7 protein-coding genes and 3 pseudogenes are annotated in these 13,141 nt (G+C 34.9%); 6 read left to right on the top strand and 4 right to left on the bottom strand.

Annotated features, from left to right (window positions below):
- Positions 1 to 274 precede the first annotated feature (274 nt).
- Together NST00_RS10125 and NST00_RS10120 are read left to right on the top strand one after the other, a co-directional pair.
- Entirely contained in the window at positions 275 to 1,879 is a 1,605-nt protein-coding gene (locus tag NST00_RS10125) for an ABC-F family ATP-binding cassette domain-containing protein (RefSeq protein WP_340709930.1), read from the top strand.
- Between the two features lie 228 nt (positions 1,880 to 2,107).
- A pseudogene (locus NST00_RS10120) lies at positions 2,108 to 3,468 on the top strand (transposase).
- A 276-nt stretch (positions 3,469 to 3,744) separates the two neighbouring features.
- On the opposite strand, the pseudogene NST00_RS10115 reads toward NST00_RS10120, so the two are convergent.
- The 3 genes and pseudogenes from NST00_RS10115 to NST00_RS10105 all read right to left on the bottom strand — a co-directional run bounded on the left by NST00_RS10115 (position 3,745) and on the right by NST00_RS10105 (position 6,187).
- A pseudogene (locus NST00_RS10115) lies at positions 3,745 to 4,941 on the bottom strand (IS256 family transposase).
- Positions 4,942 to 5,052: 111 nt separating this feature from the next.
- A complete protein-coding gene (locus NST00_RS10110) occupies positions 5,053 to 5,235 on the bottom strand; it encodes a hypothetical protein (protein WP_096551983.1) in 183 nt (60 codons plus the stop codon).
- 97 nt (positions 5,236 to 5,332) lie between these two features.
- Positions 5,333 to 6,187 (bottom strand): hypothetical protein, encoded by an 855-nt coding sequence (locus NST00_RS10105; protein WP_340709929.1) that lies wholly within the window; start codon positions 6,185 to 6,187, stop codon positions 5,333 to 5,335.
- A gap of 149 nt (positions 6,188 to 6,336) precedes the next feature.
- Between NST00_RS10105 and NST00_RS10100 the strand changes: the two genes are divergently transcribed.
- Complete coding sequence (locus NST00_RS10100; RefSeq protein WP_340709928.1) at positions 6,337 to 7,014, top strand: glutathionylspermidine synthase family protein; 678 nt, start codon at positions 6,337 to 6,339, stop codon at positions 7,012 to 7,014.
- A 568-nt stretch (positions 7,015 to 7,582) separates the two neighbouring features.
- Here the strand turns inward: NST00_RS10100 and NST00_RS10095 are convergent.
- Positions 7,583 to 8,748, bottom strand: a pseudogene (locus tag NST00_RS10095) (IS256 family transposase).
- 263 nt (positions 8,749 to 9,011) lie between these two features.
- On the opposite strand from NST00_RS10095, the gene NST00_RS10090 reads away from it, so the two are divergent.
- From NST00_RS10090 to NST00_RS10080, 3 genes are all read left to right on the top strand, one after another.
- Positions 9,012 to 10,147, top strand: a protein-coding gene (locus NST00_RS10090; protein ID WP_445329560.1) for an IS3 family transposase whose coding sequence is annotated in 2 segments (ribosomal slippage) — positions 9,012 to 9,246 and positions 9,246 to 10,147 — 1,137 coding nt in all. Because the reading frame shifts where the segments join, the coding sequence is not laid out codon by codon here.
- A gap of 646 nt (positions 10,148 to 10,793) precedes the next feature.
- The gene (locus NST00_RS10085; protein ID WP_340709926.1) at positions 10,794 to 11,162 is read left to right on the top strand and encodes a hypothetical protein; all 369 of its coding nucleotides are present in this window, start codon (positions 10,794 to 10,796) and stop codon (positions 11,160 to 11,162) included.
- 652 nt (positions 11,163 to 11,814) lie between these two features.
- Positions 11,815 to 13,137 (top strand): GntP family permease, encoded by a 1,323-nt coding sequence (locus NST00_RS10080; RefSeq protein ID WP_340709925.1) that lies wholly within the window; start codon positions 11,815 to 11,817, stop codon positions 13,135 to 13,137.
- The last annotated feature ends 4 nt before the right edge of the window (positions 13,138 to 13,141 follow it).

The raw sequence follows: 13,141 nt of genomic DNA, 5'->3' as shown, positions 1-13,141 counted from the left end.
ACATTATAATCCCCTTTTGCATTCCCCTTCCTACATAAAAATGCAGAATTGGATTACTCATGATTCCAATTCTGCTTATATTTTGTTAACCAGTCCCCATTTCATTACGTTGTTTTTATTCTATTCTTTCAAACTAATTCATCGTTGAATGCCAAACCTTCTATAGCTTTTCCCTTCACTTCTTGATATAATGGTGCCATTATGTGTAAAAGAGAAAAAGAAGTTAGATTCCATCTTTTTTGCACATTGAAGTAGTATTAAAGGAGGAACTTACATGATTCAAGTAAGTAATGTAGGTCTTCGTTATGGTGATCGCAAACTTTTTGAAGATGTAAATATTAAATTTACGCCTGGGAACTGTTATGGTCTCATCGGAGCAAACGGAGCGGGAAAATCTACGTTCCTTAAAATATTATCAGGAGAAATCGAACCACAAGAAGGTCAAGTAATCATAGGGAAAGACCAACGTTTAGCGGTATTAAAACAAAACCATTTCGAATATGACGAATATACGGTATTAGAAACAGTGATTATGGGACATAAGCGCCTGTATGACGTAATGAAAGAAAAAGACGCCATTTATATGAAAGAAGATTTTTCAGATGAAGATGGCATGCGTGCTGCCGAACTAGAAGCGGAGTTTGCAGAATTAAATGGTTGGGAGGCTGAATCAGAAGCGGCCACTCTATTACATGGCTTAGGTATCAGCGAAGATAAACATTATATGAAAATGGCTGATTTAGAAGGTTCAGAAAAAGTTAAAGTATTGCTTGCTCAAGCATTATTCGGCAAACCAGATGTGCTGCTATTAGACGAGCCAACAAACCACTTAGATTTAAAAGCTATTCGTTGGTTGGAAGAGTTTTTAATCAACTTTGAAAATACTGTAATCGTTGTTTCCCACGATCGTCACTTCTTAAACAAAGTATGTACACACATTGCTGATTTAGACTTTGGACGAATTCAAATTTATGTGGGGAACTATGATTTCTGGTATGAATCTTCCCAACTAGCTTTAAAAATGGCACAAGAACAAAATAAGAAAAAAGAAGAAAAAATTAAAGAACTTCAGGAATTTATTGCCCGTTTCTCAGCAAACGCTTCTAAATCAAAACAAGCGACTAGCCGTAAAAAAATGCTCGAAAAAATACAATTGGAGGATATTAAACCATCCAGTCGTAAATATCCGTACATTAATTTCCAAATCAATCGCGAAATTGGAAATGACTGTCTATCTGTAGATGGCTTAACTGCAACGCAAGATGGCCAAGTGCTATTTAAAGATATTCGTTTCATAATGAATCGTGACGATAAAATTGTGTTGCTAGGAAATCCTTTAGCAAAATCCGCATTGCTTGATATATTAATGGAAGAACGACAAGCTGATAGCGGTACATTTAAATGGGGCGTAACGACTTCGAGAGCCTACTTCCCTATGGATAACTCAAAATACTTTGAAGGCAATGAGAAAACATTAGTGGATTGGTTGCGCCAATTCTCTCCAGAAGATCAAACAGAAACATTTTTACGTGGTTTCTTAGGACGTATGCTCTTCTCAGGAGAAGAAGTAAAAAAATCACCTTCCGTGTTATCCGGAGGCGAAAAAGTTCGCTGTATGCTAGCAAAAATGATGCTTTCTGGTGCAAATGTGTTACTACTAGATGAACCAACAAACCACTTAGACTTAGAATCCATTCAAGCTCTGAACAACGGTTTAATTGCCTTTAAAGGTGCGATGATTTTCACATCCCATGACCATCAATTTATTCAAACAATAGCAAACCGCGTCATTGAAATTCAAGACGACGGGACTATTCTTGATAAACAATGCACATATGACGAATTCCTTGAGTGGAAAGAAGCGCAAGGATTATTGTAATATTCAATATTGCTGGGCTGTTCGGATTGATTCCCAACAGCCTTTTTTATGACATCTGAAGAATCGGTAAACTACCACTTTGATGAATATAATTATCAATCGAGTTAATTTCATAATTCTCACCCCTTGATTTTCAAGGGATTCAAGACAATAAAAAATGGGTACCTCCCCAAATTTCGTTATAATGGTAAGTAACCAAACAAACCATACGAAAGAGGTGAGTACCCTATGACTATTGTAAAACAAATTTCTCTTTTTGACATCCATCAATTATTAGAAATGGAAAGTTCCCATCGTTATGATGCCATTTTTAGTGTGATTGACATTCAACCTATTTTTCAATTGTTTTCTAAAAAGACATTGAAAGGTGCACCACGCCACGTGAATGGAATTATGGTGCAATGATTCAATCGCTGATTATTCGTATTGTCGAACGAATTCCAACAATGAAGGATTTAGTCAAACGTTTGGTCCATGATCCTTTATTTCGTTTCGACTGTGGATTCCTTGTGTCTGATGTCGTACCATCTGAAAGCTCTTATTCACGCATGATTCAAGTCATTAGTGAATCAGATGTGCTAGATAAAATGAACGATACACTCATCAAAACAGCGATGTTGGAAGGCTTTCTAAATGATGAACATGTCGCCATCGATGCGAGTCACTTTGAAGCTCGTGATGCTTTCACACCATCAGAAAAGAAAGCACCTAAAACTCCTAAAAAACGTGGTCGTAAAACGAAAGCTGAACGAGCTGTTTGGTTAGCCGAACAAGTAGAGAAAAAAGGAAATCAATCAACCTATGAAAAAGAACTGAAAGAACAGCTGGATATCCCATTAGAAACCCTTTGGAAGGATGTACCGATTGAGCCAAAATGGGGTGTGAAAAAGAATAGTAAAGGAAAAAATACATTCTGGTTTGGTTATAAAGCACATTTAGCTGTTTCGACGAAAAGTCAATATATCATCACTCGTTTGATGTCCTCAGGTAATTTAAGTGATTGTAAAGCTGCGATTCCATTATTGAAAAAACTTCATCACTTAGGAAACGGTCAATTTACAATAGCTATATTTGATGCTGGTTATGATGTTGAACCTATTTACCGTCAAGCCGTATCACAGTCCATGCGAGTCGTGATTCCTTACAACGTTCGCCGAGAAGGAGAATATATAGGATTCGATGAACATTTTCGTCCAACCTGTGTGCGTGAACATAGTTACCAATATGACAGCTTTGACGCTAAGTACAATACATTAAAATTCACACGTCCAAAGGAATGTGCAACTTGCCCATTACGAGAAGACACCCTTTGCCAAAAAGTTTTCAAAATCAAATGTGATATAGATATCCGTAAATTTACCTATCCAGCACGTGGGACAGAACGATGGAAACAGCTTTATCAAGAACGTACAGCAGTCGAACGCGTTAACGCTTATTTAAAGGAATACTTTCAATTAAACAATGTCCGTCATCGTACAGGAAAGAAAGCAAAAATGCATTTCAATCTGGTGACGTTAATTTATAATACCTGCAAACTAGCAGTTGATCGAATCAATGCTTTATTACAGCAACAAAACCAAGTTGCATAATTTAAAAAAAAACAAAGTTTTTAGTATAGGGGTACTCTATACTTCAGAAATACTATGATTTATGAAATTGATTCAATCTTTTATTTTAAAATTTGTTTTAATAGTCAAAGTCATGAATTTAATAGGGAGTGTCAAGAATTTTGTGTAAATGAATTTACCCTTTCAGATAGAATTTTACCTTCGGCATATAGAAACACGTGAGTGGTGGATTGATTTTGACTGAACGGAAATGGCTAGCCATTTCCGTTCAGTCAAAATTTCGCAGTTGGCAGAGGGCTAATCCTTCTTGCGATAGAAATTTTCAAACATGCGTTCCAGTTCTGTCCTTGCCATGTGGAAGCCTCGATGACATCGCATGACACCTCGTTGATTATAATTTTCAAATTGAGTGACAAGGAATCGTTCGAGTGATTCTTCATTCGGAAACTGTTCTTTACGACTCGTATATCTTTTGATTGATTTATTGAGCGATTCAATTAAATTGGTGGAATAAATACTCAATCGAATTTCTTTAGGAAAATGATAGAATGTCAATAAATTCGGATTATCTCGCAAAGTTTGAACGTCTTTTGAATAAATCTTCTCCCATTTTCAACAGAATGCATCGAGTGCCTCTAGTCCTTCTTCGAAACAATTTGCTTGATGAATCTTTTTAAAGTCATTACAGATTTCTTGGCGATCCTCTACTCGAACTTTATGTGAAATATTTCGGGCAACGTGAACTAAACATTTTTGATATTTGGCTTTTGGGAATACGCTAAAAATCGCATCTACAATGCCTTTTAAACCGTCTGAAATAAACAATAATACTTCCTCTACGCCACGTTCTTTGAATTCTTCTAAAAGCTCTTGCCAGTTATAGGCTGATTCTGTTGGGGCAATCGTATATCCTAGCACTTCTTTTGTGCCGTCTATACGGATACCTACAGCAATATAAATAGCTTCTTTCGTTACAGTATCCCTTCGCAACGGAAGATAAGTAGCATCTAAATAAATACACACATAGCGTTTATCTAATTCTCGTTGATTGAACTCTTCTACGGCTTCGGAAACGGCTTTAGTCATATTGGAAATGGTTTGAGGTGTATAGTGATGACCATACATTTTTTCAATTAAATCTGCTATTTCAGACGTAGTAATGTCTTTTTGGAATAGATGGATAATCGTTGTCTCGAGTGAATCAATAGTGCGTTTATATGGAGCAATCGTTTGTTGTTTAAATTCTCCCTTTCGATCTCGTGGAATTTGAAGTTGTAAATCGCCATATTCCGTATGAAGGGTGCGTGAATAATACCCATTGCGCGAATTTCCAGAGTTAAAGCCAGCACGATCATATTTTTCGTAATCCAGAAAGGCTGTTAATTCTGTTTCTAATAGGAAGTTCATCGCTTTTTCTAAATGAACACGAAAAACTTCTGTAATATCTTGTTTTTTTACTAGTGCTTCAATTAATTCTGTTGTAAACTGATTCATAGGAAGACCTCTTTTCTTGGGATTTTGTTGGTAACTTTATTCTATCAAGAAAAGCTCTTCCTTTTTTATTGGATTTTTTATTTACACAAAATATTTTATACTCTCGGTAGTTCACCTCATATGACTTTTATTTTCGTAATTTTTATGATTTTCATCAATCTTTTTTTCAAGCTTTTTTAGTTTTAAATATATATCAATTAGAAATCCAAAAATCAAGCCCTGTCCAGCAAAAACTTCTGTTTTAAAATATGCACCGCTAGCAAAACCAATAATAAATCCTATAATTGCAAACATATTTAAACTTCTCCTTTAGAATAAAATAAATAACAAGTACAAAATTAAAGAAAAATCTCGCAATGTAACATTAATATTTGAGATTTTTCTACTACAATCACCATGAAAGATTAGCTGCTATATTTCCTTTTTTAACACCTGTTGTAACACTAACACTAAATACACCATTTTTATCGAATCCAATTGAACTCAAAGCTAGTGTTTGATGTCCATATTCGAATTTAATAGTAGCGTCTCCAGATGACTTTTTAGTATAAACATATTGTTCCATATAACCATTGTGTAAATTTAATTGTCCTTGTCTTAAATTTATAAAACATCCTACCCCACCATTTGTAGAAAAATCATCGGGATGATTTCCGTTGTCTCTTAATTGCCATCCACCAGCGCCTGTCCAATATTCATGTCTATGTTGTACAACTTGATTGTTGGAAACAGGAAGAATAAATCCCGCACTATCTGCAACACCAATTGCAAAAGCATCTGTTAAAGTAACTACTGGAGTAGAAATCCACTTCCATCTTCCTACAATTCTGAATTTTTTATAACCACTTTTATCTGATTTTACTTCATAAGCTTCTCCCTCCATTTGGATCGAACCTTTTAAATCTCCTTGTGGATCAGTATACATTGGTTGAATTGTATTAAATTTATTATTAGAAATTCCATCTGTTACAGTAATTATATCACTTGTAATAAATTTCTTCTTTGCTCCTTCTTCGATTAAGGAACGTAAGAATTCTGGTGACCTAGTCTTAATTTCTTCTAATGTTAGTCCTACATCTTCTTGTAATATATTAATTTCTTCCTCAGTAAGTAATTCTAGCGAGTTACTTTCAACTTCAATTTCTGAAGCTTTAGCAAATGATGGAACGATTAAAAATAATATAATCGTAAATAATAAAACAACATAATTTTTCATCATAGATGTTTCTTCAATTTTTTCAATCATTTTACATACCTCCTAAAATTTGACTTTATAATATTATAAAAAATATTAAAAATTATTACTAAATAACAAAGTACTATTTTTTAAATTAGTTAATATGTAACACAAACAATTCAGAGGTTGTTGTTCAATCGCTCGGAAAAACTCTAGAAATGGCTCTAAAACACGTTGGAAAAGAGAAAAGGGATAATCCTAAGATAGTTATTACAAGTTTCCGTGAGGATGATGATTTTGAGGAATATTGCAATGTTCAAACGATTAAAAACCTAATTCCTTACGATAATGTTGAATATGTACCGATTACCGATTTAATTTTTCCAAAAAGCACAAACGAATATGAGCGAGGATTATATACAAGCTCATTAGAGAAAATAGATGTGCTGTATCGGCCAGCCCATCCAGCCCATCCTATTGATTTTCTCATTTATGATGTAGCTACAGATGGGAATAGAATTGGTTTGCATTTATTGGATTTAGTAAAAGACCATAAATTAGCAATCATCAATCCACCTGTTTCATACTTCTTACAATCAAAAGTATTGATGATGTTAATTTGGGGTTGCCGTGAAAGCGAAATGTTCACGAAAGAAGAACGTCATGCTATTGAAAAATATATGTTGCCCACTTACCTTACTGAAAGCGAATTTTTAAAAAATAAAATGCCTTATGTAAAAAAATCTGTATATAGCCGTGAAGGCAACACAATTGAAATTTATGACGGCAATGGTAGAGCATTGAATGCTAGTGGTTACCGTCATTATGAAGATAATCAATACATCTATCAAAAGTACATTAATCTCCCAGAAATTGATACCGTAAATATTGGCTAATTGGTTCATTTGTAGCGAATGGACAAGCATGTGGTTTATCTTGCAGAGTAGGAAACGAAATAACAGAATGGGATTCTCACTGGATGGCAATTAGTTATAAAAGTTAAGGAGAAATGAAGAATGAAAAAGTTTTCAATTCTATATATTAATGGTTTTTCTTAAACAAAAACTAAAAAAAACAATAACCATTAAATAAGTTAAATATAGAAAAGGAGTTTAAAAACATATGAAAATTGCAATTTTAGGCGGTACAGGATCACTCGGAACTATCATTGGTGGATTAATTGCCAAAAACGGATATGATGTAAAGTATGTAAAGTCAAGTCCCGATAATTGTGTAAAAACTCTAATACACTGTTTCCAAATCCGATTAAAGAAGCGTAAGTGGAATCAAACCAAATATAGCAGTTTTGATTCCATTCCCCCCCACATTTTTTAGCCGCAACTTCCATGGGGTTTTCTATCCATATTCGTAAAGGGCTGTCAAAGGCTCTTTTCACTTTGACAGCTGCTTTGCGAATATGGAATCATCCCACAATGGAAGATGCGCGTGAAAAAGAGTGAGTGATTATCTACCTGATAGATTCTTACGTCGGTCATAGATATCTTGGTAATCCATTAAGACAGCACCAATCAAACGAAAAGCTGATTGTGTATTAGGGAAAATTCGGATTACTCTTTCTCTTCTCCGAACCTCTTGATTCAACCGTTCAAGAGTATTTGTACTGCGAATATGAGGACGAATTTTTTCAGGAAAATTCATATATTGAATTGTATCTTCGAAACCTTCATCTAGAATTTTCAATGCTTTTTCAAATCGTGCTTGGTCACTAAACTTTTCAAACAATTCATCTTTAAATTGACGCATATCTTCAATCGTGACAGCTTCGAAAATTCGTTTCAACATTGTTCGGAATTCAGCAGTATCTTTTTTAGGTAACTTGTCAATGATATTACGTTTAAAATGAACATTGCATCTTTGCCAAGAAGTCCCGACAAATTCACGCTGGATGGCCTTTCGTAACCCTTCATGCGCATCTGAAATCACAAGTTTAGGGGATTGTAATCCTCTTGATTTTAGATGCTGGAAGAAACGGCTCCAACTCTCCGCACTTTCAACGTGGTCAATATGAACACCAAGGATTTCACGTTTATTTTGATCGGTAATCGCTGTCGCGATATAAGCCGCTTTAGACACTACACTATGACCTTCGCGAACTTTAATATACATAGCATCGACAAAGATGTAAGGATAGTATGTAGTATTTAGAGGGCGATTGGCCCATTCATTGACAATTGGATCTAATTGTTTTGTCAAAGATGATACGAATGATTTGGAGACATTTTCTCCACAAAGCTGTTCAACGATTTTCGTTACTTTTCGAGTAGACACCCCATTCACGACCATCTCAAGCATAGAAAGAACGAAAGCTTGATCACAACGTGCATATTTTTCAAACACGGTAGTTGAAAACTCTCCATTGCGAGTTCTTGGAACCTTTAATTGAATCTTTCCAATACTCATCATTAAATCACGTTCATAATAACCATTTCGGTAATCACGACGTTCAGGAGAACGTTCATAAGCAGCAGCTTGAAGATAGTCATCAGTTCTTTTTCCATAAATTCATTCAGAATTAAAACTATCGCTGATTTGATAACAGTATCAAGATTCGAATTGATAATTGAGTCTTTTAAAAGGTCCATGTTTAAGTTAAACTTTAATTGAGTCATTTTTTCATCCTCTTTCTAATTGTTTTTATTGGGTCTGAAAACAGTGTATCAAAAGAGGAGGAAAAATGACTCTTTTCTTTTTACACAATTATATGGACTTTATCCATTCTTCCAGTTATAATAGTCAAATTTTCATCAATATTAGCCAATCTCTAATTTTTCACTTCGAAAATTTGTTTTATTAGTCTAGATGTAGTATAGATTTATGGACACAACTTGGTTAAGTCATTAATATTAAACTAACGAAAGGTTGTGTCCGAATCATGAGTCAAAAGCGCTATAATCAAGAATTTAAACAAACAGTAGTTGAGCTTTATCGCTCAGGCACTCCAGTCAGTCAACTCTCTAGCGAATATGGTGTTTCAGAAGTAACGATTTATAAATGGATTAAGCAACTCTCTCCAATTGAATGTGAACAGGAATTAACTTTGGCTGATATAGAAGCCATTCAAAAGGAAAATCTTCGATTAAAACAGGAGATCGAAATCTTAAAAAAGGCTATGACCATATTCGCGAGAAAATAGATGAGCAAGAACTGATTGACTTGATTACAAAAGAAAGCGAACATCATCCAATCCAAATGATGTGTCGTGTTTTAAAGATGCCTAAAAGTACGTATTATCAATCGTTTCACAAGAAGCCGAATAGCTATCATGTCGCCAACGAACAACTGCTTGAACGAATTCGAGCAATCCATAAAGAAAGTAAGGGTCGTTATGGGGCCCCTAAAATCTTTGAAATACTAAAAAAAGAAGGCTATACAGGCAGTATCAATCGAGTTCAACGTTTGATGAAACAAGCAGGCATCCAATCATGTATTGTAAAAAAATTCCGCCCAACACCAACACAAAAGCCCGTAGAAGAACGAGAAAATGTATTAAATCAAGATTTCACTACAACAACAATCAACGAAAAATGGGTAGCTGATATTACATATGTCCATACGCTTCGTGATGGTTGGTGTTATCTAGCGTCCGTTCTTGATTTACATACAAAAAAAGTGCTCGGATATAAATTCTCTCGTACCATGACAACAGAAATTGTGCTGGAAGCACTTCAGAATGCGATTCAAGATCAAAAGCCCGATCCTGGTCTTATCGTGCATACAGATTTAGGCACACAATATACAAGTGAAGCCTTTCAAAAACTACTAAAAAAACATGAAATAGTTCCGTCATTTAGTCGAAAAGGATGTCCATATGATAACGCTTGTATTGAATCTTTTCATGCCATATTGAAAAAAGAAGAAGTGTATCTAACCAAATACGAAAGCTTTGAGACAGCGAGAATTGCGTTATTTCAATTCATCGAAGGTTGGTATAATCGAAAACGAATTCATGGAAGCATTGGTTATTTGACACCGGATGAATACGAAAAAATGTGCCGAATAGCAGCGTAAAACATGGGGTACAGAACACTTCCCCCCTTCACATTTTTTTGGCACAACAGCCATGGGTTTATTTCTCCACGTCCCAAGTAGATTGTCAAAGGCTCTTTTCACTTTGACAATCTACATGGGATGTGGAACAATCCATGAATGGTTGTTGTGCAAAAAAACTTAATCTTTTTGTGTCCAAAAACTTGACGTAGATCCAGTCAAAATAATCGATTTTATAGTCATTCTTCAAGAAATAATAGTCAAATTTCTATAAATAATAGCCATTCAATAAATAAACCCATTTTTGTTTACATAATATTATTATCATTAATATAGTGTTTGAATTTATATAAAACTATATAATGATAAATACTAACCAATGAAAGGAGTCGATAACACTGAAGGCTTTTTATCTTTCTCTCTGCTTTTTGTTCCTGTTGATTGGCTGCCAACCCCAAGAAAACACAACTAATAAAACGATGTTTCCCCAACCGATCAAAATGCTTCAGAAAATAATCATGAAGACTTAAGTCGATTTTTTAAACCTGATAAATCCATTGCGAAGTTCATAGGAGACGGGAATGAATTTGCAACGTATACTGAAAAAACAACTTGGTTGGACAAAGAATATGTAGGCACGATTGTCGATAACGGCGGCGTAACCCTAATGAATATTTATAAAATCGGCGATGATAAAATTGAAATCATTTACAAAGAACCGGTTGATCACGATGCAACTTTCCCTGGATTAGAAGAAATCAAATCAATGCAGCCAATTGAGACTTATTTTGCAATGCCAATTCAAGTCGGTACAACGTTCGGCAATTGGAAAATTGTCGACACAGGTATAAGTATTGAAACCCCATATAAAACATTTGAAGATGTTATTGTAATTGAAGAAAACGGCGATAACTATGTAAACCGTAAATATTTCGCGGAAGGATTTGGAGAGATTAAATCTGAATATATAATGAATACAGATCAAGGCGAAAAATATATTGTCACTTCCACTTTAGAATCCATTACAATGGATTAAAGTTTATACTTAATACTCAGCAATCACCAGACAAAAGGAATAGAAAAACCGAACGATATTGAAACTCTATATTTAGTTTCAATATCGTTCGGTTTTTATGTTAATGAAATAACAAAATACATATTAAATTTTATGAAAGTTCATTTTAGTTCTAACCCTACCCTTCCTTCTGCCATTATTCTGAGCCTCAGTCAGCTAGAATATAAATTTCCAGTATTTCTGAGCATCTCGTACAATTTTCTCAAAATATGATTCCCTAGTTTTTCTGATGGAGACAACGGATTTCATGTAAAACTCATTTTCTTAGTGGGCATTTATAATTGTTGCTATATAGGATGATACATGTATAACTTCTACCAAATTCTTCTTCAATAGCAATTTAATTTTTAAAATAGAATCTTTATCAAGCATATTATGCTGTGCAAAATCAATGTTATCAATTAAATTTGAGCTCTGCTTCGCAATCATATGATTAATTTTATATATGTAAATCTATGAAAATTATTTTCTGTTACTTTTGACTTATTTAATATAATGCATCTATTTTTAGAGAATAATTTCTACCCTTTTACATACGTATTAATGAGGAATTTCTGAAAATATGTAAGAAATTTCTTGAGAATTCTAGAATTTTACAAAAAGGAGGTTTTTTATGGTATTAGGATTTATTGGGCTTCTAGGTAGTTTAGCATTAATGATTTATTTGACGATGAGAGGCGTAAACTTGCTGATTGCAGCCCCTTTCGCAGCATTTATAGCAGCAATATTAAGCGGTATTACAATTTTCCCACAATTAGCTGCTGAAGGAGATCCTGATTTTATCACAAGTTATATGGGCGGATTTACGGGATTCATTAGTTCTTGGTGGCTCATGTTCTTAGCGGGAGCAATATTCGGAAAAGTGATGGAAGATAGCGGTGCTGCAGATAGCGTTTCAAAATGGATTATCGAAAAAATCGGTGCTAAACATGCCATTTTAGCAGTTGTTGTCGCATGTGCAGTACTTACTTATGGGGGAGTTAGTTTATTCATTGTTGCCTTCTCGGTATTCCCAATGGCATTAGCCCTATTTAAAGAAGCTAATCTACCAAGAAGGTTCATTCCTGCTGCTTTGGCATTAGGGTCTGTAACTTTTACGATGACTTCTGCTGGTTCACCGGAGATTCAAAACTGGATTCCAATCCAACACTTAGGAACGACTCCATACGCTGGATGGCAAGTTAGCTTAATCGTGGCCATTTTCATGGCAGTCGCAGGGTATTTTTGGCTAAAATGGATGGTCAATCGTGCAGTTACGAAAGGTGAAAAATTCGTTGCAAAAGAAACTGATAACCTAGATAAAGCAGAAAATCGACCACTTCCTAGTCCTTTGCTTAGTGTTTTGCCATTAATCGTTGTGCTCGGGTTTTCGTTTATTTTCCATGAACGTTTGGGTACGTCTGCATTGATCATTGCTTTACTTGGTGGAATTATTATGACTTATCTCATCAGTTTCAAGTATATGCAAAATCGTGATAAAGCAATTGCAGAAGGTGCACTGGGAGCCGTGATTGCCATTGCGAATACAGCAGCTGTGGTTGGTTACGGCGGAGTTGTGAAAAAAACAGAAGCCTTTTTAACGACAGTTGATTATATGACGAACATCCCTGGCAGTCCACTTATTGGTGGTGCTATTGCTGTTGCTGTATTAGCAGGTCTAACTGGTTCATCTTCTGGCGGTCAATCTATCGCTTTACCATTAATTGCACCACATTACTTAGATATGGGGGTTAATCCGGAGCAGTTGCATCGGGTTATCGCCATTGCTTCAGGATCTTTAGATACATTGCCACATAGTGGTTACGTTGTTACAACCATCACTGCCATTGCACAAGAATCGCATAAAGATGCTTATCCAGCAATGGGCGCTTTAACAGTAATTATTCCGTTACTCGGAACTATTCTAGCAATCATTCTATTCTCTTTAGGTTTATAAAAAT

The sequence above is a fragment of the Ureibacillus sp. FSL K6-0165 genome, assembly GCF_038004285.1.
GTDB lineage: Bacteria > Bacillota > Bacilli > Bacillales_A > Planococcaceae > Ureibacillus > Ureibacillus thermosphaericus.
Note: the sequence above shows the minus strand (reverse complement) of the source record. Positions and strands in the feature narration are given on the sequence as shown.